The following is a 22,691-nucleotide window of genomic DNA, read 5'->3' as shown; positions in this document are numbered from 1 at the left end:
CATGCGATGGCGATGCTATATCAGTGGTTGTCGAGCTTTTGTTGAAGGTCGGCTTTGACGATCGCCAGTGCTGCCAAGGCAACTTTGGGATCAACGCCGTTGCTTTCTAGCAGGTAGATCAGATCAACGGCCAATTTGATTTCATCAGGCGCGTCGCTGAGGGGGACAGATGGTTGCGTCATTACTGGTGCTTCTCTCGGTAGGTGATTTGTCTTTCAATTTTGGCTTTGGCATCTTGGCAGCGTTTCAGGCGTTGCTCAACGGCCAGCAATGCCTGCTGCGCCGCTTGTTTGTGATACACCGAGGCCTGTTCAAGTGCCTGCTGTTTATCGAGCACCATTTCCATCAAGCGACGTTCCCAATCTTGATGCTGCGCGAGATCTTGATACAAATCGCTGATGGGTTTGCGGTAATAGCTACTGTGTTTCGGTTCATTTTTGCGGATGGATTGTGTGGACAATTCACGTTGAATCGCCCCGACTTGCGCCAGCAACCGTTCGGTGAGGTACTCGGCTCGGTGTTGCGTCAGCTTCCCCGCATGTTGTTCACGCGTAATTGCATTTAGTGTGCTTTCTGCTTCCTGCACGCACGGTGTGAGCAACTTCCCGCGACAGTGAAACAGAACATCATCAAACAGGGGCTGATGATGCTCTCCACGAACACGGTCGACTTGTGCGGCGTGGTGCTTTAGTTCATCCAATAGCGAGTTTAGTCTCGATAAATCACTCATGTTTCTACGGTCCAGAAAACTCAGTATTCAATGGTGCGTTTAAACGGTGGCAGCGAATCCAATAAGGCTTTGCCATAGCGTTTTGACACCACGCGGCGGTCAAGTATCACGACTCTACCACAATCGCGCTCTTTCCTCAGTAAACGGCCTGCTGATTGAATCAATTTCTTACTGGCTTCCGGGACGGTGATTTGTAGAAACGGATTGCCGCCACGATGTTGAATGTATTCAGCATGTGCCTGCTCTACGGGTGAGGTTGGTACGGCAAACGGAATCTTGGTGATGATAAGGTTTTCCAGTAATTCTCCGGGTAAGTCGAGTCCTTCTGAAAAGCTTCCTGTACCAAACAACACACTGGTTTTTCCGCATTGGACTAGGGTTTTATGTTTATTTAGAATTTCTTTTCTGGATTTTTCGCCTTGAACTTGCAGCGCCCAACCTTTTTTTATAAATAATTTAGATAATTTCTCCGCAACTTCTTTCATTTGCCAATAAGACGCAAATAAAACGAGGTTTGCTTTGCCGTCTTGGATGTAATCGGCCACTTTATCGGCCAGATAATCGGTGTATTCGGGAGCCTGAGGTTCGTATTGCATCTTAGGAATCAGCAATTCAGCCTGATTTTGATAATCAAATGGTGAAGCAAGGGCTAAAAATTGAACGCCGTCCTCGGCTTTTTCGCTGATGCCGGCTTGGCGGCAGAAAAAATTGAATGAGTTGAGCGCGCGCATGGTTGCCGAGACCAAAATGGCGCCGACGCAACGACTCCAGATCTGTTGATCGAGTTGCCAACCGATTTCAAGTGGCGATACGTTCACGACGTAATCCCCCTCACGTTCTGGGCTGAGCTCCAACCAGCGAGCGAGCGGGGCTCCTTTTTCGCGCTTGGGTTCCGCCATCAAGTGCCATACCTGCGCCAAATTTTCCAAACGTTGGATGAAGAAACCAAGTTCGGCCAAGGCAGGCTCAGCAAGGCGTGGTGCCAGTTCACCATCTTTAACCCGTTCACCAATTAAGTCGGCGATTTTTGCCACGGCTTGATTGGCTTTCTGACTTTGTCGTTTCAGGTCTTTTGCTTGTTCTTCAAGCCATGTCGGCAAATCGCCGTGTTCGAATCGATAACGTTTTTCTTCAAATGCGCTGGCATCAAACTGTTTGGGGAGTTGGCTCAAGCTCGGTATCAGCGCTTGTATTGCATCTTGCGCTTCATTTCGAAAGCGGGAGACACGTTTCTCGTCGGCCAGATTTGCGAGCTTAGATAAAGATTGATTGAGTTTTTCTAACCAAGCTGCTGCGCCCTTCATGGTCGCTGCCGCGGAGGCGTGCTCGCGCGCCACATGAGGTAAATGATGTGCTTCATCGAATACGTAAATCGTATTTTCTGGTTCAGGAAGGATCACACCACCACCAAGATCGGCATCAGCCATGACTAAGCTATGGTTGGCAATGATGATGTCCGCTTTATCAAGCTCAGAGCGCGCCTTTTGAAACGGGCACTGACGATGGGCTGAAAAGCTGCCATTACAGCTGTGTTTGTCGCTGACGATACTGTTCCAGACCGTCTCAGAGATAGGCTCTGGCCATGAATCACGGTCACCATCCCACTTACCTTGAGACAATTCGGTGTAGAGCTGCTGAAGCTGTTGTATATCCTTTTCTGCAGGTTTGGACTCAAACATGGCCATTTGTCCGCCATCAGCGCCGGAGGCCGCGGCCAGTTTTTCGGTGCAACAATAACGTTGTCGACCTTTCGCGAGTATAAAAGAGAATTTTTGGTCTGTGATGCGGCGAAACAGTGGCAGATCTTTGTGCACAAGCTGTTCTTGAAGCGCCACGGTCGCCGTAGAAATGACGATTTTTCGATTGTTGCTCACCGCAACAGGAATCACGCCCATTAAATAAGATAACGACTTGCCGATTCCGGTCCCCGCTTCTGCGACCAGCATACGAGTAGACTTGTGATAGCTACCACAAAGCGTTTTTGCAATTTCTGCAACAAGATAATTTTGAGCTCGACGAGGAACAAAGTTATCGAGCTGGTTTTGAAGGTTTTGATAGCTGTTGCGTATGGACTGTTGAATTTTGGTAGTAAGCATAATGTGACCTGCGTATCGGGTCCCGGATGTTAGCACAGTTTACTAAGCGATACGTAGTTCACGAAATCGTGTGCTTTTAGAACAAATCTAGATCTCCTTCACAAAAAAAAACTGAACCTTCATACACTTAAATTTAATTTGAATGATAAAAAATATAAAACTCCATTTGTGGGTGTTTTGCTGAATTAAATGCTGTTTGATTTTGTTTTTTTGAGTATTAACAACACGAAAGACTATTATGTTAAAACATTTAACATTTACCTATTCTTATTTTTTTGATTAGAACTTCGCCGAGATATTGTGAAATTTATATGTAAGACTATGATTTAAAATGATTTATGTGTTGTTTAGAAATATTTTTTTTCACATTTGACACGCAGCATAATCTTTTGCAATCTAAACCTCGAATTAAGTGGTCGACGGTAACTAACCGCAGAGTTAGGAGACCGTCATCTAAAAAACAAAAGGGAATCGAAACGGACTTCCCATTTAAGAAAAGGCAGTGGATTAATATGAAAAAGACGCTACTAGCTCTAGCTGTTATTTCAGCAGCAAGCTCTGTAAACGCAGCAGAAATTCTGAAGACTGATGACGGCTCAGTAGATTTTTACGGTCAACTACGTACTCGCGTAGATTTCCGTGATGACGCTGATTACGATGCAAACCTGACTACAGGTTCTTCTCGTCTAGGCGTAGATGCTTCTTACGCAGTGAACGACAGCGTGAAAGCACTGGGTAAGATTGAGTTTGGTGTACCAGCTAACTCAAGCACTGATATGAATGTTCGTGTTCACATGGTTGGTTTTGCAACTGACTACGGCACAATCCGTGTTGGTCGTGACTGGACAACTTCAGATGACATCGGCGGTACTGACTACTCTTACGTATATGGTGGCTCTGCTAACATGTACAGCACTCTAAACGGTGCGCTGCATGAATCTCAAATCAAATACGCTCTAGACCTTGATAACCTGTGGGTTAAAGCAAGCGTAGGCGTTGCTGGTGGCGACGGTGCTGACGGTCACGATCTGGCTGAAGCGTTCGTTGGTTCTTCTTTCGGTCCTGTAGCAATTCACGTTGGTGGTGGTAAAGACCAAGTAGACGGCCTGTCTAACACTTACTACGAATTGACTGCTGTATTTACTGCAACAGATGCTCTAGAGCTGAGCGGTACTTACTATGGTTCTCAACTGAAAAACGAATCTGGCAACGAGAAAATCACTCAAAACGGTTACTCTCTGGGCGCTTACTGGACATTCGTAGAGAAAACTTCTCTATACGGTGGTTACGAATTCGTTCAACAAGATGCTAAAAACATCTACAACGACAAAGACGAAGACGGTACTAACATCTTTGTTGGTCTAGAATACAAATTCGCATCATGGGCTCGCCTATTTGCTGAAGCGAACTACGCAGATGGTACAACTCTTGGCTTCACCAACGAGTCTGACATCACTGTTGACCCAACTCAAGTTGACTCTGAATTCAACTACTCTCTGGGTATGCGCGTATACTGGTAATTTTGATTACCTAAGTTATTATAAACCCGGTCTAGACCGGGTTTTTTTTAAGGTAAATTTATGAAAGTTTTGAAGTCTTGCCTGATTTTGGGTATCAGTGCATTCAGTGTTGCAGCTCACGCTGATGTCAAACTCGAACTACCAGAGTTTATTGATCTTATCGCTGTCAACGGAATGAAGCCTGTTATCGATAAAGCATACACCGACAGCAGAAGCGTCACGTTACCTGATGGAACAAACCAAATTGTTTTTAAGTTTGAACCTATGGTTGAAGATAATGATGGTATGCGCCGCGTCTATAGCGATGTTGTGGTCACCAAATTCGCCACTGCGGATACATCACTGACTTTTGAACTGCCTAAATATCGCCGACTGAGTCAAGCTCGTAAAGACATCAAAACCTTCGAGTGGGCATTGAAAGATGCGTCAGGGAAATCGATTGATCTCGTCAGTGACACGTTGGACTCAAATGGTGTTCAGTTGGGGCGCAACTATATTCAGGACGTTTTAGATTACAACCAAAAGGGTGGTGTGGCGTCGATTCCAGTGGCTGGCTTTACCTACGCAAAAACCTTGCCTGTCAATGCGCAGCAACGAGAGTTGACGGACACTGAAAACGTCGCGCAGTTGAAGTTGTGGTACACCAAAGCAAGCGTGGAGGAGCGCGAAGCGTTTCGTCAGTGGGTTGTTGATCAGGATTAAAACTCTGTCGTATCGGATCAAAAAGCCAAGCTATCGTCACTTGGCTTTTTAAATTCAACCACAACACTTCTTAAATTTCTTTCCACTACCGCAAGGGCAAGGGTCGTTGCGGCCGACTTTGAGTGCCGGTGCCTGTTGCGAAAACTCACCATCCACGTAGTACCACAGACCTTCTTCACGTAAAAATCGCGAGCGCTCTTCTAAGCACAATTCCTGCTGTTGATCGCACAGGTATGCTTTGAAATGCACGAAACCCTCTTGATCGTGTGAACCCGCTGAAGCGCTGATAACGTCTAATCGTTGCCAGTCACTATGGACGGACTCTGCAATGGCGTCGCGTTGCGATTCGGCATGACACGATGGGTGATAGGTTGCAACCACAAAGTCGACCAACCCGAGGACGTGTGCACTGTAGCGTGCGCGCATCAGTTGTTCGGGAGTGAGTGCGTGCTTGTGATCCTGATGAATAGGTTGACAGCAGTTGGCATAGGCTGCGCCGCTGCCACAATAACAAGGGGTCATGGTGTTGTCTCGGATACGCTGATAAAAACGCCCATAGTTTATGGGCATGCACGCAGCGTGTCGAGTGTTGGAGAGGTTTGCTTAGGTGTTGAGATTGAGCAGGTCTGCTGTCCAGCTCACCGCTTCATCATAACAGCTGCTAAGGACCTCATCGCTAATGTTGAGCCGCGTGGCAATGGTCGATACTTTCTCCCAATCGGCCTGTTCGTAGGCTTTTGTCAGCGACAATATATCGCCCAGAGTGCCGCTTTCAGCAACCAAAGCTTGTTTGACGCTCTCTTCGACAGGCATTTCGTTGATGATCGATTCAAGTGATTGATCCAGCAGGCTATCAAGCAGCGAGAACATGCCCGTCAAAAAGGCATTGCCCATGTCGCTGTTTTCACTCAGACGTGAGTACACCAGTTCGCAGTAACGGGCCCGTTGAATCGACAAGCCATAGAGGTAATCGGGTTTATCGCTGTGTGTGGAAGCAATCGCAACCAGCGACACGAATTTACGCAGTCGTTCCTCGCCCAGATACACCAACGCTTGTTTGAATGACTGAATTTTCGAGCTGACCACCGCCGATGAATTGACAAACGTCAGCAGCTTGTACGATAAGGTGACGTCTTTGGCGATTAAGGCTTCGAGTTCTTTGTAGTCGATCTCGTCTTTGGCAATCTCTTTACACAGTTGGACGACGGTCAGAAATGCTGGTTCGAGCGATTTACGCTGAATAATCTCAGGTTTGCTGAAGAAATACCCTTGAAAGTAACGAAACCCAGCGGCCTTCGCTTGTTCGAACTCTTCGTATGTTTCCACTTTTTCAGCGAGGAAGATAATTTTAGAGCCTTTGAGTTTGTTGATGAACAGGCGAGCTTTTTCGATAGGAATGATGCGAATGTCGAACTTAATGATCGACACATACGGCAAAAATGCCTTCCACTCTGGGCTAGGTACGAAGTCATCCAGCGCGATTTTATACCCCATGTGAGCCATTTTTCGCACTGCCTGAAGCAACTCCCCGGTCGGTTCGCAATCTTCCAATACCTCGACCACCAAACTGTTGGTGGGAAACAGGGTCGGGATCATGTTGATCAAACTTTGATAGGGAAAATTCACAAAGCCCAAATGATTCCCGAGCATGTTGTGATGCGTCGACAGAAAATGATCAGACAGCAACCGGCTGGTTGCCAGATCTGGGTCAATCTCAGGGAAGGTATTTTTAGGCCCATCCCGAAACAGCAACTCATAACCCACGGTTTTTCGGTCGCTGTCTAAAATGGGCTGTCGTGCAATATAAGAGTACGTCAAGGCTGATTGATTCTTATCGTGGTTGCTTCGTATTGTGAATAATATCAGTACACATATTCATTGCTTAGCATCATCGCAAAAGTTTGCGTGGTAGATTGCGATTTAAATCATAATTGCGATTCGAAACGTCGCTTTTCCAATGAATAACCGCTTTCAGAATAGACCAATACCGAGCCTTGGGTATACCAGTCGCCCAGAACAATCCGCGTTTTTTGCGGGGCGTCACTGATGTGATGAATGGCAGGGCGATGGGTGTGGCCATGAATCATCAGCGGGACCTGATATTTGTCCATCACATGAACTACTTCGTCCGGCGTCACATCCATAATTTCCATCGCTTTTTGGCTTTTATCTGAGCGAATGTCGGTTTGAATTTTGGCCACGATGCGTTGTTTGATGAAGAACGGCAGGCGGTTAAAGAGCCATTGCAACCAAGGCTGGTGCACTTTTGCGCGAAACGCCAAATAGCGTACGTCTTGGGTACACAAAGTGTCGCCGTGCAAAATAACAGCCGAAGTGCCGTACAGGTCAATCACCGTTTCGTCGGGCAGTAACGTGACGCCCGTTTGTTTTGCGAAACGGCGGCCCACCAGAAAATCACGGTTCCCTTGAGTAAAGTAACAAGGCACCCCTTGCGCGGTTAGGTGTTTAAATTCTTGCTGAATTTGTTTGGCGAACGGGGTCGGGTCGTCATCGCCAATCCAAAAATCAAACAAATCGCCCAACACATACAAGGCATCGGCGTGGATCGCTTCGTTGCGCATGAATTGAGTGAAACAATGAGTGATATCGGGGCGACTTGGGGTCAGGTGGAGATCAGAGATAAATAGTGTATGCATAGGTTCAGAAATAAGGAGCGCGATAACGCGCTCCTTTGATCGATTACTCTTCGATGGTGGTGCCAGTGATGACCACTTCGTCTAGTGGTACGTCCTGGTGCATGCCGTAAGAACCGGTGCTTACGCCTTTGATCTTATTCACGATGTCCATGCCTTCGACCACTTCGCCGAATACACAGTAACCCCAACCGTCACGGTTTTCTGAACGGAAGTCCAGGAAGGTGTTGTTGTTGACGTTGATGAAGAACTGAGAGCTTGCTGAATGCGGCTCCATGGTACGCGCCATCGCGATTGAACCGACTTTGTTGCTCAGACCGTTGTTCGCTTCGTTACGAATTGGAGAGCGAGTTGCTTTTTCACGCAGGCCAGACGTCATGCCGCCACCTTGAATCATGAAGCCATCGATAACACGGTGGAACAGTGTGTTGTCGTAGAAACCGTCACGGCAGTACTGTAGGAAGTTTGCGCTTGTTTCTGGCGCTTTCTCTTCGTTCAGTTGAATTTTAATGTCACCAAAATTTGTGTGAAGGGTGATCATGTGCATTACCTTTGCTTTGTTTTGTATGAATACCGAATTTTAGCCTAACTTTTTGTTCATTCAAAACATCAAATGGATGACCTAGCGATAACAGAGTTGTTATACTGTGCCACTATTTTGGTTTTAACGGTAATTAGATAGAGATCATGTTGAAGATTTATAACTCACTTACAAGACAAAAAGAGGAATTCAAACCCATCACTGCCGGTAAAGTTGGCATGTATGTCTGTGGAGTCACAATTTACGATCTCTGTCACATCGGCCACGGTCGCACCTTTGTGTCGTTTGATGTCGTGGCCCGTTACCTGCGCTACCTTGGTTACGATTTAACCTTCGTACGCAATATCACTGACATTGATGACAAAATCATCAAACGCGCCGCCGAAAATCAGGAATCTTGTGAATCCTTGACGGAGCGTTTGATTCAAGAAATGTATGCTGATTTTGATGCACTGAACATCAAGCGCCCGGATGTTGAACCTCGCGCAACGGCGTATATTCAAGAGATAATTGAATTGGTTCAGCGTCTGATTGACCGTGGTTTTGCTTATGTAGCAGACAACGGCGATGTGATGTTTGAAGTCAACAAGTTTGATGATTACGGCAAACTGTCGAAGCAAGACTTGGATCAGTTGCAAGCGGGTGCGCGCGTTGACATCGACATGGCGAAACGCAGTCCATTGGATTTCGTGCTGTGGAAAATGTCTAAACCTGGTGAACCGACATGGGAATCACCATGGGGACCGGGTCGTCCTGGCTGGCACATTGAATGTTCTGCGATGAACTCATCGATTTTGGGCAACCATTTTGATATTCACGGTGGGGGTTCTGATCTGCAGTTTCCACACCATGAAAATGAAATCGCTCAATCTTGCTGCGCGCATGATACGCAGTACGTGAACACGTGGATGCACAGCGGTATGGTGATGGTCGACAAAGAAAAAATGTCGAAGTCACTGGGCAACTTCTTCACCATTCGTGATGTGTTGAATCACTACGATGCAGAAACCGTGCGTTACTTCCTGATGTCTGGCCACTACCGTAGCCAACTAAACTACAGTGAAGAAAACTTGAATCAAGCTCGCGCGTCTTTGGAACGTCTGTACACATCACTGCGTGGTCTAGACATGACCGTCCCAGCAGCGGGTGGCGAAGAATACCTAACTCGTTTTACAACCGCGATGAATGACGATTTCAACACGCCAGAAGCGTATTCGGTTCTGTTTGATATGGCGCGTGAAGTGAACCGCCTGAAAACGGAAGACACCGATAAAGCGAGTGCTTTGGGCGCGCTGATGCGTGAATTGGCGGATGTGATTGGCATTTTGTATCAGGATCCGGAAGCGTTTTTGAAAGGCGATGCGGGCAACGATGACGAAGTTGCTGAAATCGAAGCGCTGATCAAACTGCGCAACGACTCTCGCGCTTCTAAAGATTGGGCGAATGCGGACATGGCGCGCGACAAGCTGAACGAGATGGGGATCGTGCTGGAAGATGGTCCAAGTGGTACGACATGGCGTCGTAAATAACGATTGTGTAAAGTGGGCGACATCGCCCACTTTCTTTTTGTGTCTGTGTGAGGCCTTGTGGTGAGCGCGACACGTGATTGCTATTTATTCCTTATCAACAATGAGGAACTCTCATGTCTATTATTCTGGGTATTGACCCGGGCTCTCGTATCACCGGATATGGCGTGATTCGCCAGCAAGGTCGCCATTTGCAATATTTGGGCAGTGGATGTATTCGTACATCGGAAAAAGATCTGCCGCTGCGTCTGAAACAGATTTATGCCGGTGTGAGCGAAATCATCACGCAGTTTCAACCGGAAGTGTTTGCGATTGAGCAGGTGTTTATGGCGAAAAATGCCGACTCCGCGCTGAAACTTGGCCAAGCTCGCGGAAGTGCTATTGTGGCCGCCGTGAATGCCGATCTGCCGGTATTTGAATACGCGGCGCGTCTGATTAAGCAAGCGGTGGTGGGGAATGGCGGCGCGGAAAAAGCACAGGTGCAGCACATGGTGCAGCAAATGTTAAAACTGCCAGCCAAACCGCAAGCGGATGCGGCGGATGCGCTTGGCGTGGCCATTTGTCATGCCAACACCAACAAAACCCTGATTGCCTTGGCTGGGCAAGCGACCAGTGCCCGACGCGGCCGCTATCGCTAACGCAACGTTCGGGAGGCTTTCTGCCTCCTGTTTGACCTATCTTTTACTGGCTATCCATCCAGTTATTGATTATCATCTTGAGCATTCTAAACTCATCAAAACCAAGGATTCCCAGTGATTGGACGTCTTCGCGGCACACTGATTGAAAAGCAACCTCCACAAGTTCTGATTGAAGTCGGCGGCATCGGTTATGAAGTACAAATGCCGATGAGCTGTTTTTATGAACTCGCGAATATCGGCGATGAAGCTATTATTTACACTCACTTTGTGGTGCGTGAAGATGCACAATTGTTGTACGGGTTTAATACCGTGAACGAACGTGCGTTGTTCCGTGAAGTCATTAAAGCCAATGGTGTTGGGCCGAAAATGGGCTTGGCCATTCTGTCTGGTATGACGGCGAGCCAATTTGTTGCTTGTGTAGAACGAGAAGACATTTCAACGTTGGTGAAGTTACCCGGTGTGGGTAAAAAGACCGCAGAGCGTTTGGTGGTGGAAATGAAAGACCGCCTCAAAGGGTGGGGGGCTGGTGATTTGTTTACTCCGGCAACCGACGCTGCACCGCTCGATGCGATGGGCGCGATCCATGACCAAAACGCCGAAGAGGAAGCAGTGAGCGCACTGCTGGCGCTTGGTTATAAACCAGCGCAGGCGTCTAAAGCGGTGTCTCAAGTGGCGCAACCGGATATGACCAGCGAACAATTGATTCGCGAAGCGTTGAAGTCGATGGTTTAAACTCAACAGACGGCTCACTTTAGCCGTCTGTTTTTTTCTCAAGCCAATGGATGCGGTGCTTATTGTGTTGATTGGTTTTGCTGCCCACACAGCGTTGTTACCCCTATAGTCTCCCTGCTAACGAACAGGAATTGTTGAATGATTGAAGCCGATCGCCTTATTGCTCCGACCAACCCTTCATTTAAAGATGAAGAGGTGATCGATCGTGCGATTCGTCCGAAGAAGCTGGCCGATTACCGAGGTCAGGATCACGTCCGTGATCAGATGGAAATTTTTATTCAAGCGGCGCAAAAACGCAGCGAAGCACTCGACCATTTGCTGATCTTTGGGCCGCCGGGGTTGGGGAAAACCACCCTCGCTAATATTGTTGCCAATGAGATGGAAGTGAGCATTCGCACCACGTCAGGCCCAGTGTTGGAAAAAGCGGGCGATCTCGCTGCGCTGTTGACCAACCTGGAAGAGAACGATGTGCTGTTCATCGATGAAATTCACCGTCTCAGCCCTATGGTGGAAGAGGTCCTCTATCCGGCGATGGAAGATTATCAGCTGGACATTATGATTGGTGAAGGACCAGCTGCGCGTTCCATCAAAATTGATTTGCCACCCTTTACCTTGATTGGGGCCACAACCCGCGCTGGGTCGTTAACCTCACCGCTGCGCGATCGTTTCGGCATTGTGCAGCGTCTTGAATACTATAAAGTGGCTGACCTGCAACACATTGTGCAGCGCAGTGCGGACTGCCTTGGCCTCTCTATGGATGCTGAAGGGGCGCTGGAAGTGGCGCGTCGTGCTCGCGGTACACCCCGTATTGCCAACCGTCTGCTGCGCCGAGTGCGTGATTTTGCAGAAGTGAAGGGCAATGGTCATATTTGTGCTGACATCGCAGATAAAGCGCTTAATATGCTGGATGTGGACCATCAAGGGTTTGATTACATGGACCGTAAGTTGCTACTGGCCATTATGGAGAAATTTGGTGGGGGACCGGTTGGCCTCGATAACTTGGCTGCTGCGATTGGTGAAGAGAAAGATACGATTGAAGATGTGATCGAACCGTTTCTCATTCAGCAGGGTTATTTGCAACGAACGCCTCGCGGCCGGATTGCGACCGATCGCGCCTACTTGCATTTTGGTTTAGAAAAATAACGTTACAATTAATTCTCCCTTCAAATAAAAAAGTGTTTTTGTGGATCTAAATCACACTTTTTGAAATTCTCTTACGCTGAAAGGGTTAGCTAATTTCGATGAATTGTTAACCCTTTGTACGCCTTTTCTCGTATCTAATTGTGTTTTTTACCTAATGCTAACAAGAAAGTTTATCTTTCGTTGATCTGTATCATTTTGTGGTTTTTTTATACATTTTTGGACAGCATAATTTGATGTAAATCAAGGCGGTTTTCTCCTATAAACCTTTTGAAACATCTGGTTTTTGGCAGTAGTATTAGTTCCAGCTATATTAGCTGATGCTTAACAATTAACTAACCACAATGGTACATAATTGCAACAAGTTATAGCGGTAAACTAACAAATTAACGTTATTGTTAACCTGTCTTTTTTCTGTTGATTTATGTCGAAAGTGTCATTCAGCCGACACAAAGGAGTTACCATGATTGACGTAGTTGATCTATCGCGATTGCAGTTCGCAATGACAGCGATGTATCACTTCTTGTTCGTTCCATTGACTCTAGGCATGGCGTTCTTGCTTGCCATCATGGAGTCTTTATACGTAATGACTGATAAGCAAATCTATAAGGACATGACCAAGTTCTGGGGTAAGCTTTTCGGTATTAACTTTGCTCTGGGCGTGGCGACCGGCCTGACCATGGAGTTCCAGTTTGGTACCAACTGGTCATACTATTCTCATTATGTAGGCGATATTTTTGGCGCCCCTCTCGCTATCGAAGCACTCGTGGCCTTCTTTTTGGAATCCACCTTTGTCGGTTTGTTCTTCTTTGGCTGGGATCGATTGTCAAAACGTCAACACTTAGCCGTGACCTGGCTGGTGGCTTTGGGTTCTAACTTCTCGGCGTTGTGGATCTTGATCGCAAACGGCTGGATGCAAAACCCAGTGGGCGCTGATTTCAACTTCGAAACCATGCGTATGGAAATGGTGAGCTTTGCGGAAGTGGTGTTCAACCCAGTGGCTCAGGTTAAATTCGTACACACGGTCGCTGCCGGTTACACAACAGGTGCAATGTTCATTCTAGGCATCAGCTCATACTACCTGTTGAAAGGTCGCGATATTGCGTTTGCACGTCGCTCTTTTGCTATCGCAGCATCTTTCGGTATGGCAGCAGTTCTGTCTGTGATCGTGCTGGGTGACGAATCTGGTTACGAAGTGGGCGAAGTGCAAAAAGTGAAACTGGCTGCGATTGAAGCCGAGTGGCACACCGAGCCTGCTCCTGCGGCCTTTACGCTGTTTGGTTTACCGAATCAGGAAACCATGAATACTGATTTCGCAATCAAGATTCCGTATGTGATGGGCATCATCGCCACTCGTTCTCTTGATACGCCAGTGACCGGTCTGCGCGACCTGCGCGAAGAACACGTCGACCGTATCCGTAACGGTATGTACGCTTACGAATTGCTGGAAAAACTACGTGCGGGTGATAAATCTGCAGAGAACGTTGCAGCATTTGACGAAGTGAAAAATGACCTTGGTTACGGCCTGTTGCTAAAACGCTACACAGACAAAGTGACTGACGCGACTGAAGATCAAATTCAAGCGGCGGCGGATGATTCTATTCCGACGGTATGGCCGCTGTTCTGGTCTTTCCGCATCATGGTTGCGTGTGGTTTCATCATGCTATTCGTTTTTGGTGCAGCATTCGTGCAAACATGTCGTCAGAAGATCGAACAGAAACGTTGGATCCTCAAAGCCGCACTGTTTAGCATTCCACTACCATGGATTGCCGTTGAAACGGGTTGGTTCGTTGCTGAGTTTGGTCGTCAGCCATGGGCGGTTGGTGAAATCCTGCCAGTGCATACTGCAGCATCGGCGCTGAGCGCTGGTGAAATCTGGACATCACTGTTTGCGATTCTTGCGCTGTACACCGCATTCTTGATTGCTGAAGTGTATCTGATGGTGAAATTTGCTCGCAAAGGTCCAAGCAGCCTGAAAACAGGTCGCTACCACTTTGAGCAAAACGGCAACACTGTGGAAGACAGAGTTAGTCGTCAGGTCGAAGCGTAAGGCAGGGAGAGAAGATTATGTTTGATTACGAAATCCTACGACTCATTTGGTGGGTACTGATTGGCGTACTGCTGGTGGGCTTTGCCATCACTGATGGTTTCGATATGGGCGTTGGTGCGTTGGTGCCGATTATCGGTAAAAACGACAACGAACGCCGTGTGATGATTAACTCGATTGCGCCTCACTGGGATGGCAACCAAGTTTGGTTGATCACCGCAGGTGGTGCGCTGTTTGCGGCATGGCCTCTGGTGTACGCAACGTCATTCTCAGGGTTCTACCTGGCGATGATCGTGACTCTGGCTGCCTTGTGGCTGCGTCCGATTGGCTTGGATTACCGCTCGAAATTGGAAAACCCAAAATGGCGTAATGCTTGGGACATCTGTATTTCGATCAGTGGTTTTGTGCCGCCAATCATTTTTGGTGTGGCGTTTGGTAACTTGCTGCAAGGCGTACCGTTCCAATTGAGCGAGTTCGCAATGCCGACTTATCACGGTTCGTTCTTTGGTCTGCTCAACCCATTTGGTTTGGTCTGTGGCCTAGTTAGCCTGTTTATGATCCTGATGCAGGGTGCAACATGGCTGCAAATGAAAACCACCGGTGATGTACATGTTCGCGCTCGCAACATTGCTCAACTGACTGGTTTGCTGACTGTGATTTTGTTTGTTGCAGCAGGCTTCTGGGTACAAAACATCGATGGCTACGTGATTACCAGTGCGATTGATACCATGGGCCCATCGAACCCACTGAACAAAGAAGTGGCACGCGAAGCCGGCGCTTGGATGCATAACTTTGAGCAGTACCCTCTGCTTTGGGCTGCGCCAGCCTTGGGTGTTGTCATGCCGCTGCTGGCGGTGCTCGCTTCTCGCGTTGAGAAAGGTGGCATTGCGTTCCTTGCTTCAAGCTTGGGTAACGCGGGCGTTATCTTCACTGCGGGTTTTGCCATGTTCCCATTCGTGATGCCATCAAGCCTGATGCCTAGCCACAGCTTGACCATGTGGGATGCAACCTCAAGTGAGCTGACCCTGAACCTGATGACGGGTGTGGCGTTTGTCATGGTGCCAATCATTCTGGGTTACACCACTTGGTGTTACTACAAAATGTTCGGCCGCTTGGATGACAAGTTCATCGAAGACAACAAAAACTCACTGTACTAAGGAGCTCAGACTATGTGGTATTTTGCGTGGATTCTTGGCGTATTGCTCGCCTGTGCATTCGGCATCATCAACGCTCTTTGGTTAGAGCACTCAGAAATGATGGACAAAGATAGTGAGTAATTGGTCTGATCAGATTGCCAATTTACATGCGCCAATGGATAGAACCTTATTGAAGGTTCTATCCCTGATTCTCGGTTTCTACCACGTTGCAATGGTGATGTGGGATCCCGAAGCGTACAGCGCGAGCATTGGTGGTTTTAATGCAGTGGTGGCGCCGTTACTGATTTGGGCGATTTGCTCAAGCATGGTATACGGTGTCGGCTTCAAACCACGTAAATGGATTTGGCAACTGGTATTCAGCCCTTACATCTCACTGCCGATTCTGCTTTGTTTGTTGGCGATCCGCGTGATCGGATAACAAAGCAGCATCATTGATGATGATTTATTCGAATTAGCGCTGTCTCTTTGAGGCAGCGCTAATTTTTTATCAGTCGCAGGCGAAATCTTTGCGACACCTTGTACTAACATCAATGAGATGCGTTATAGTAACCCACTCATTCAGCCATCTAGTGAGACGGTTACGTCACTATCATGCAAGTTTTTAACTGGCCAATTACCATTTACTACGAAGACACAGACGCCGGTGGCGTGGTCTACCATTCCAATTACCTCAAATTTTTCGAACGTGCGCGGACAGAAATGCTGCGTTCTATCGGTGTGTCGCAACAAGTGTTGCTGGAACAAAGCATCGGCTTTGTTGTCCGACATGCTGACATCGATTTTTTGCAAGGGGCTCGTCTTGACGATCAACTGACGGTCGTGACCTCAATCGCAGAGCTTAAAAAGGCGTCGTTAACCTTCTGTCAGGAGCTGGTAAATCCTGATGGGCGACTATTGTGTAAAGCAATGGTTAAGGTAGCATGTATCGACAATGAGAAAATGAAACCCAAGGCGATGCCTCAATCAATTTTTTTGGAGTTTACCCATAGTGACTGCTGATATTTCTATTCTCGATTTATTTTTGCAAGCCAGCTTCCTCGTTAAGGTGGTGATGCTGATTCTTTTGGGGATGTCGATTGTCTCGTGGGCGATGATCATCAAGCGCAGTAAAGTGCTGTCTCAAGCTGCACGTAGTGCGGAAGCATTTGAAGATAAGTTCTGGTCAGGAACAGATCTGTCGGTGCTGTATCAAGATGTCAAAAAGCGCAAGGACGAAATCGCCGGCACAGAAGAGATTTTCTATTCTGGCTTTACAGAGTTTGCCCGCCTACGCAAAACCAATGCGGCTTCTCCAGACTACGTCATGGAAGGCACTGGCCGTGCGATGCGCGTGTCTGTGGCGCGTGAAGTTGATGATTTAGAAACCAACTTGCCATTTCTGGCAACGGTTGGCTCAATCAGCCCTTACATCGGCCTGTTTGGTACCGTTTGGGGGATCATGCACGCTTTCATCGCGTTGGGGCAGGTGAAACAAGCGACACTGGCAATGGTTGCCCCAGGTATCGCAGAAGCGCTGGTCGCGACCGCGATGGGTCTGTTTGCCGCGATTCCTGCGGTGATGGCATATAACCGTCTGAGCAACAAAGTCAGTAAGCTGGAACACGGTTACGCCACCTTCTCTGAAGAGTTTCACAGTATTCTCCATCGTCAGGCGATGGCAGGTAGGGAATAACGTATGGCAGGTTATCAACCGAAAAAGCGGAAGATGACGGCTGAGATTAACGTCGTACCTTACATCGATGTCATGTTGGTACTGTTAATCATCTTTATGGTGACGTCGCCTTTTGTGACACAAGGTGTGGATGTGGAGCTTCCTCAAACGACCACGGCCAAATCGATGTCTGATATGGCGGGAGAAAGCGACGCCAGCTTTATCATCGTTGAAATCGATAAAGAGGGGAACCTCGGTTTGAGCGTGAACGATGAAGAAGTACAGCGCGGCCTGTCGCTACAGGACGTGATTGTTCGCATCAAAGCGGAATTATCGCTAAAGCCCGATTCCCCTGTGGCGGTGGGCGGCGACCGAGCCACACCGTATGCGGATGTGGTGCTGGTATTGGACGAACTGAGCCGAGCAGGTATTCCTAAAGTTGGCTTATTAACGGATATCAAGGAATAGGCTTAATACTGTTCATGAAAGATCAGAAGTCGAAGAAAAACGATTACAAAAAGCCGCTTGTCATCTCGGTTGCTTTACACGTGGTGCTGGTGGTGGCCTTGCTATGGGGCACGGACTTTACGATGTCCAAACCCGAAGTCAGTGGTCGGATGGTGGAAGCTGTGGTGATTGACCCGAATTTGGTCAAGCAGCAGGCACAGCAGATTCGCAGCCAACGGGAAGCCGCCGCAAAGCAAGAGCAGGAGCGGCTGGATAAGTTGCGCCGCGAAAGCGAGCAGTTGGAAAAGAACCGCAAAGAGGCTGAAGAGCGTATTCGCCAGTTGAAAGAACAACAAGCGAAAGACGCGAAAGCGGCTCGAGAAGCTGAAAAGGCTCGCCAACAGAAAGAACAAGAGCAAAAAGTTGCCGCAGAAAAAGCGAAACAGGAACAAGCACGCGCTGCTAAAGCTGAAGCCGAACGTAAGCTGAAAGAAGAAGCTGCGAAGAAAGCTGAAGCAGAACGAGCAGCTAAAGCCGCGGCGGCAGCGAAAGCAGAACAAGAGCGAGTCGCACGTGAGAAAGCGGCTCAAGAAGCACAAGAAAAGGCGCGTAAAGAGCGCGAAGCGGCTGCCAAAGCGGAACAAGAACGTATTGCGAAAGAAAAGGCAGCCAAAGCTGCGGCTGAAAAAGCTCGTATCGAAAAAGAGCGCGCGCAGCAAGCTGAGCGAGAACGCAAAGAACAAGAAGCCGCGTTGAACAATATCTTCGCCGGCTTGGAAACGGAATCGCAAAACAACTCAGCGGCACGCTCTCAGCACGTTACCAGTGAAGCGCAACGTTGGGGCGCGATCTACACGCAACTGATTCAACAAAACTTGTTACTGGAAGATAGTTTCAAGGGAAAGCAGTGTAGGGTGAATCTGCGCCTCATCCCTACTGGAACAGGCGCGATTGTTGGCGATCTTCGTATTCTTGATGGTGACAGCCGACTGTGTGCGGCCACCAAACGTGCGGTGGCGCAAGTGGGGACCTTCCCACTGCCGAAGAAAGATGAATCTGACGTCATCGAAAAGCTAAAGAACATCAATTTAACCGTAGTACCAGAGTAAAAAGGAAAAGCTTGTGTTAAAGCGATTAATGTTAGGATGCCTGCTTGTGGTATCAAGCAGCGTGCAATTTGCCAATGCGGCGTTGGAGCTGGTGATCACCGACGGTATCAACTCCGCGCGTCCAATTGCGATTGTTCCTTTCAAATGGGAAGGAAAAACCAAACTGCCACAAGATGTCTCTGGCGTGATTGCCTCGGATCTTCAGCGCAGTGGTAAATTTAGCCCCATTCCAACCAGCAAAATGCCTCAAACGCCATACAACGAAGCCGACGTCAAATTCGACGCATGGACCAGTATTGGTGTCGATGCGCTACTGACCGGTAGCATTACCCAAAATGCCGATGGCAACTACGTCATCAACTATCAATTGGTCGATGTGGTGCGAGGTCAGTTAACCCAAGGCCAAAGCCGTGCGTTAAGTTCTGATGGTCAACTGGTCTTGTCGAAAGATCATGTGCTGTTTAATAAAGTGGCGACGGTTCCGGCCAAGCGCATGCGTGAATACGCGCACCGTATTGCCGATTTGGTGTACGAAGAACTCACTGGCGAACGTGGCGCTTTCTTAACGCGCATTGCTTATGTGGTGGTGAACGATAAAGACGCTTACCCTTATCAGCTGCGTGTGGCCGACTACGACGGTTACAACGAACGTTTGGTGTTGCGCTCGAAACAACCGTTGATGTCGCCTGCTTGGTCTCCGGACGGTAAGAAACTTGCCTATGTGAGCTTTCAAAACGGTCAGGCAGAAATTTACATCATGAACATTTATACCGGTGAGCGTGAAAAAGTGACGTCATACCCACGTCACAATGGGGCGCCAAGATTCTCTCCGGATGGAAAAACGCTGGCCTTGGTTTTATCAAAAACCGGTAGTTTGCAGGTCTACACCCTGGATCTGACCAGCCGCAAGCTGACGCAAATTACGAGTGGTCGGTCAAATAACACAGAACCTTTCTGGAATCCTGATGGTAAATCCCTGATATTTACATCGGATCGGGGTGGTAAACCACAGATATATCAAGTAAATTTGACAGACGGTGCGACCAAACGTCTGACCTGGCAAGGTAGCCAAAATTTAGGTGGTCAAATTACGCCGGATGGCCGATTCCTCGTGATGGTGAATCGCAGTAACTCTGGTTTTAACTTGGCAAAACAAGACTTGGAAACCGGTTCTGTGCAAATTCTGACGAAGACTTTGCTTGATGAGTCTCCAAGTATTGCACCGAATGGTGGTATGGTCATTTACAGTTCTATCTATAACAAGGCAAACGTATTGTCTATGGTGTCGATAGATGGACGATTTAAAGCTAGATTACCGGCAACTAATGGGCGCGTTAGAGCACCTGCTTGGTCTCCGTTTTTATAGCAACTAACTATTACATAGTAAGGAAAATAAGATGCAACTTAACAAAGTTCTTAAAGGGCTACTGATTGCGCTACCAGTACTAGCAGTGACTGCATGTAGTTCAAGCGACGAAGCGGCAAACGCTTCTGGTTCTGAAACTAACCAAACTACGTCAGGTACAGCAGGCAACGTGGATACGACCGTTGTTTCGCCAATGGACGAGAATGCACAACTTTCTGAACAAGAGTTGAAAGAACAAGCGCTTCGTGAAACTCAAACCATCTACTTCGCATTCGACAACGCAACAATCGCAAGCGATTACGAAGAAATGCTAGCAGCGCACGCTGTATACCTGACTAAGAACCCAAGCCTGAAAGTGACTATCGAAGGTCACGCAGACGAGCGTGGTACTCCAGAGTACAACATCGCACTGGGTGAGCGTCGTGCGCAAGCTGTTGCTAAATACCTAGAAGCACTGGGTGTTCAAGCTGACCAAATCGCTATCGTAAGCTACGGTGAAGAGAAGCCGCTACTTCTAGGTCAAACTGAAGAAGTATACGCGAAGAACCGCCGTGCTGTTCTAGTATACTAATTGAGGATGAACCTCATGTTCAGTAACCTAAAGCGCGTGTTTACGCTTACGTTACTGGCAAGTGCAGCGAGCGTTTCGTTCGCTGCACCAGCTCCAGTATCTGACCTGAGTAACAGCAACAATTCCGCGTCTGCGACACGTTCTGGTGCGCCAGAAGGTGAGGTGGCACGTCTCGAACGCTTGCTGGAAAACCGTAATCGCATGCAGTTGCAAATGCAAAAGCAACTGGACGATATGTCCTTGGAAATTAATGAATTACGTGGGCAGATAGAACGAAACAACTACGACATGCAGCAAATGCTGGAGCGTCAGCGCGAATTGTTTGTCGAGCTGGATAACGTTCGTAGTGACATGAAAAAACGTCCGGCTGCGGCTGCCGTGGCAGATACCAGTCAAAGTGAAGAGATTCCGGCTGGTACATTCAGCAGTGATGCTGACGAACAAGCTGCCTATGAAAATGCCGTCGATCTGATCTTGAAAAAACGTGATTACGCTGGCGCAATCGCTGCGTTTCAACAGTTTCAGAAAGACTACCCTAATTCAAATTTCGCCTCGAATTCGCATTACTGGCTAGGCCAGCTCTATTTTGCGAAGAAGCAAGATCCAGAAGCGGTGAAGAGCTTCGCGGCTGTGTTGGCATACAAAGATTCCAACAAGCGTGCGGATGCGATGGTCAAACTTGGCGATATCGCCAAGCGTAATAACAACGCTGCACAGGCAAAGAAATACTATCAGCAAGTTGTGGATGAATATCCAGACAGTGCATCTGCCAAAGTGGCAAAAGAAAATCTCAAGTAGTCAAAAGGTCGCATGCTGCGGCCTTTTTTGTCTCTGGTGTGTTGCGATAATGGACGGTTTGGATACCACGTTCTGGCACCAATCACTTTTGCCTATCGCTGAGGTTACAGTGTACAATGCCCGGATTAAGGAAGTTGCGTAGAGCAAGAGCAATGAGTCATATACTGGATAAGATAGACACGGTTTACCCGTTCCCTCCCAAACCGATTCCGTTAACAGAACAAGAAAAACAAACGTACATCGCAAGTATCAAACAACTGCTGAAAGACAAAGATGCAGTGTTGATTGCCCACTATTACACCGATCCTGAAATTCAGGCATTGGCTGAACAAACGGGCGGCTTTGTGGGTGATTCCCTTGAAATGGCTAAGTTTGGTAACCGCCATCCTGCCAGCACGCTGATTATTGCTGGTGTGCGCTTCATGGGGGAATCTGCCAAAATCCTTACGCCCGAAAAACGCATTTTGATGCCAACACTGGAAGCGGAATGTTCGCTTGATTTGGGCTGCCCAGCAGACAAATTCACAGAATTTTGCGATGCGCACCCAGACCACACGGTGGTGGTGTATGCCAATACGTCCGCGGCGGTCAAAGCACGGGCAGACTGGGTTGTCACCTCTAGCATTGCCTTGGAAATTGTGGAACATCTGGATGCCGATGATAAAAAAATCATCTGGGGACCGGATCGCCATTTAGGTTCATACATCGCCAATAAAACGGGCGCAGACATGCTGTTGTGGCAAGGCGAATGCGTCGTACACGATGAGTTCTCTGCCGATGCGCTGAAAAAAATGAAGTCGCTGTATCCTGATGCTGCCATTTTGGTGCATCCAGAATCACCTTCCAGCGTGGTGGAACTGGCAGATGCTGTCGGTTCAACCAGCCAACTGATCAAAGCGGCCAAATCGCTGCCACAGAAAAAAATGATTGTGGCGACGGACAAAGGCATCTTCTTCAAGATGCAGCAAATGGTGCCAGAAAAAGAGTTGATCGAAGCGCCAACCGCTGGTGCTGGTGCAACCTGTCGTAGCTGCGCTCACTGCCCGTGGATGGCGATGAACGGTTTGAAGGCGATTGAACAGGCCTTGCGTGATGGCGGTGAAGCGCATGAAATCTTTGTGGATGAAGTGCTCCGTGTGAAATCACTGATCCCACTTAATCGCATGCTGGATTTTGCTGAACAACTGAACATGCAAGTCAAAGGCAACGCGTAAGCCGTCAGCGAGTTTTCATTGACCGCAAATCCATCGAAAAAGCCCGTCCATT

At 48.1% G+C, this 22,691-nt stretch carries 25 protein-coding genes; 18 read left to right on the top strand and 7 right to left on the bottom strand.

The features are described 5' to 3' along the window. Positions 1-20 precede the first annotated feature (20 nt). Genes rsmS through dinG form a run of 3 tightly spaced genes read right to left on the bottom strand, consistent with a single transcriptional unit; the run spans position 21 to position 2,826 of the window. The gene (gene rsmS, locus VFA_RS09205) at positions 21-182 is read right to left on the bottom strand and encodes a pleiotropic regulatory protein RsmS (protein ID WP_014205375.1); all 162 of its coding nucleotides are present in this window, start codon (positions 180-182) and stop codon (positions 21-23) included. Continuing rightward, a complete protein-coding gene (locus tag VFA_RS09200; RefSeq protein ID WP_004726429.1) occupies positions 182-730 on the bottom strand; it encodes a primosomal replication protein in 549 nt (182 codons plus the stop codon). The genes rsmS and VFA_RS09200 overlap by 1 nt, the downstream gene beginning before the upstream one ends. A gap of 20 nt (positions 731-750) precedes the next feature. Beyond that, on the bottom strand, positions 751-2,826 hold the full coding sequence (dinG, locus tag VFA_RS09195) for an ATP-dependent DNA helicase DinG (protein WP_004726428.1): 2,076 nt from the start codon (positions 2,824-2,826) through the stop codon (positions 751-753). Positions 2,827-3,338: 512 nt separating this feature from the next. Here dinG and VFA_RS09190 point away from each other — a divergent pair. Continuing rightward, on the top strand, positions 3,339-4,346 hold the full coding sequence (locus VFA_RS09190; protein ID WP_038151473.1) for a porin: 1,008 nt from the start codon (positions 3,339-3,341) through the stop codon (positions 4,344-4,346). Between the two features lie 60 nt (positions 4,347-4,406). Further along, the gene (locus tag VFA_RS09185; protein ID WP_004726426.1) at positions 4,407-5,048 is read left to right on the top strand and encodes a DUF2057 family protein; all 642 of its coding nucleotides are present in this window, start codon (positions 4,407-4,409) and stop codon (positions 5,046-5,048) included. A 54-nt stretch (positions 5,049-5,102) separates the two neighbouring features. On the opposite strand, the gene VFA_RS09180 is transcribed toward VFA_RS09185, so the two are convergent. The 4 genes from VFA_RS09180 to VFA_RS09165 form a co-directional block, all read right to left on the bottom strand. Next, the gene (locus VFA_RS09180; RefSeq protein WP_004726425.1) at positions 5,103-5,570 is read right to left on the bottom strand and encodes a YchJ family metal-binding protein; all 468 of its coding nucleotides are present in this window, start codon (positions 5,568-5,570) and stop codon (positions 5,103-5,105) included. A gap of 81 nt (positions 5,571-5,651) precedes the next feature. After that, a complete protein-coding gene (locus tag VFA_RS09175) occupies positions 5,652-6,866 on the bottom strand; it encodes an EAL and HDOD domain-containing protein (RefSeq protein ID WP_038151326.1) in 1,215 nt (404 codons plus the stop codon). 107 nt (positions 6,867-6,973) lie between these two features. Continuing rightward, positions 6,974-7,705: a UDP-2,3-diacylglucosamine diphosphatase gene (gene lpxH, locus VFA_RS09170; protein ID WP_038151324.1), complete on the bottom strand. Its 732-nt coding sequence runs from the start codon at positions 7,703-7,705 to the stop codon at positions 6,974-6,976. Positions 7,706-7,748: 43 nt separating this feature from the next. Then, the gene (locus tag VFA_RS09165) at positions 7,749-8,243 is read right to left on the bottom strand and encodes a peptidylprolyl isomerase (RefSeq protein ID WP_004726422.1); all 495 of its coding nucleotides are present in this window, start codon (positions 8,241-8,243) and stop codon (positions 7,749-7,751) included. A 146-nt stretch (positions 8,244-8,389) separates the two neighbouring features. On the opposite strand from VFA_RS09165, the gene cysS reads away from it, so the two are divergent. The 16 genes from cysS to nadA all read left to right on the top strand — a co-directional run bounded on the left by cysS (position 8,390) and on the right by nadA (position 22,639). Beyond that, positions 8,390-9,772, top strand: a complete 1,383-nt coding sequence (cysS, locus tag VFA_RS09160; protein WP_004726421.1) for a cysteine--tRNA ligase — start codon at positions 8,390-8,392, stop codon at positions 9,770-9,772. A gap of 113 nt (positions 9,773-9,885) precedes the next feature. Next, positions 9,886-10,407, top strand: coding sequence for a crossover junction endodeoxyribonuclease RuvC (ruvC, locus tag VFA_RS09155; protein WP_004726420.1), 522 nt, complete (start codon positions 9,886-9,888; stop codon positions 10,405-10,407). Positions 10,408-10,521: 114 nt separating this feature from the next. After that, positions 10,522-11,139, top strand: a complete 618-nt coding sequence (gene ruvA, locus VFA_RS09150) for a Holliday junction branch migration protein RuvA (RefSeq protein WP_004726419.1) — start codon at positions 10,522-10,524, stop codon at positions 11,137-11,139. A gap of 138 nt (positions 11,140-11,277) precedes the next feature. Further along, on the top strand, positions 11,278-12,282 hold the full coding sequence (gene ruvB / locus VFA_RS09145) for a Holliday junction branch migration DNA helicase RuvB (protein WP_004726418.1): 1,005 nt from the start codon (positions 11,278-11,280) through the stop codon (positions 12,280-12,282). 460 nt (positions 12,283-12,742) lie between these two features. Beyond that, the gene (gene cydA, locus VFA_RS09140; protein WP_004726417.1) at positions 12,743-14,329 is read left to right on the top strand and encodes a cytochrome ubiquinol oxidase subunit I; all 1,587 of its coding nucleotides are present in this window, start codon (positions 12,743-12,745) and stop codon (positions 14,327-14,329) included. 17 nt (positions 14,330-14,346) lie between these two features. After that, positions 14,347-15,483 (top strand): cytochrome d ubiquinol oxidase subunit II, encoded by a 1,137-nt coding sequence (cydB, locus tag VFA_RS09135; protein WP_004726416.1) that lies wholly within the window; start codon positions 14,347-14,349, stop codon positions 15,481-15,483. 12 nt (positions 15,484-15,495) lie between these two features. Then, positions 15,496-15,603, top strand: a complete 108-nt coding sequence (cydX, locus tag VFA_RS23160; RefSeq protein ID WP_000270284.1) for a cytochrome bd-I oxidase subunit CydX — start codon at positions 15,496-15,498, stop codon at positions 15,601-15,603. Further along, on the top strand, positions 15,596-15,901 hold the full coding sequence (gene ybgE, locus VFA_RS09125; protein WP_038151322.1) for a cyd operon protein YbgE: 306 nt from the start codon (positions 15,596-15,598) through the stop codon (positions 15,899-15,901). Before cydX ends, ybgE begins: the two co-directional genes overlap by 8 nt. Before the next feature lie 173 nt (positions 15,902-16,074). Beyond that, entirely contained in the window at positions 16,075-16,482 is a 408-nt protein-coding gene (ybgC, locus tag VFA_RS09120; RefSeq protein WP_004726414.1) for a tol-pal system-associated acyl-CoA thioesterase, read from the top strand. Further along, complete coding sequence (tolQ, locus tag VFA_RS09115) at positions 16,472-17,155, top strand: protein TolQ (protein WP_004726413.1); 684 nt, start codon at positions 16,472-16,474, stop codon at positions 17,153-17,155. The genes ybgC and tolQ overlap by 11 nt, the downstream gene beginning before the upstream one ends. A gap of 3 nt (positions 17,156-17,158) precedes the next feature. After that, positions 17,159-17,602: a protein TolR gene (gene tolR, locus VFA_RS09110; RefSeq protein ID WP_004726412.1), complete on the top strand. Its 444-nt coding sequence runs from the start codon at positions 17,159-17,161 to the stop codon at positions 17,600-17,602. 14 nt (positions 17,603-17,616) lie between these two features. Further along, a complete protein-coding gene (tolA, locus tag VFA_RS09105; protein WP_004726411.1) occupies positions 17,617-18,690 on the top strand; it encodes a cell envelope integrity protein TolA in 1,074 nt (357 codons plus the stop codon). A gap of 28 nt (positions 18,691-18,718) precedes the next feature. After that, a complete protein-coding gene (gene tolB / locus VFA_RS09100; RefSeq protein WP_086027277.1) occupies positions 18,719-20,056 on the top strand; it encodes a Tol-Pal system beta propeller repeat protein TolB in 1,338 nt (445 codons plus the stop codon). Between the two features lie 31 nt (positions 20,057-20,087). Further along, the gene (gene pal, locus VFA_RS09095) at positions 20,088-20,627 is read left to right on the top strand and encodes a peptidoglycan-associated lipoprotein Pal (protein ID WP_004726409.1); all 540 of its coding nucleotides are present in this window, start codon (positions 20,088-20,090) and stop codon (positions 20,625-20,627) included. A gap of 15 nt (positions 20,628-20,642) precedes the next feature. After that, the gene (gene ybgF, locus VFA_RS09090; protein ID WP_004726408.1) at positions 20,643-21,425 is read left to right on the top strand and encodes a tol-pal system protein YbgF; all 783 of its coding nucleotides are present in this window, start codon (positions 20,643-20,645) and stop codon (positions 21,423-21,425) included. Between the two features lie 152 nt (positions 21,426-21,577). Then, on the top strand, positions 21,578-22,639 hold the full coding sequence (nadA, locus tag VFA_RS09085; RefSeq protein WP_004726407.1) for a quinolinate synthase NadA: 1,062 nt from the start codon (positions 21,578-21,580) through the stop codon (positions 22,637-22,639). Positions 22,640-22,691: the final 52 nt, after the last annotated feature.

Source organism: Vibrio furnissii CIP 102972, assembly GCF_000176175.1.
Taxonomy (GTDB): Bacteria; Pseudomonadota; Gammaproteobacteria; order Enterobacterales; family Vibrionaceae; genus Vibrio; species Vibrio furnissii.
This window is presented reverse-complemented; position numbering and strand designations above follow the sequence as displayed.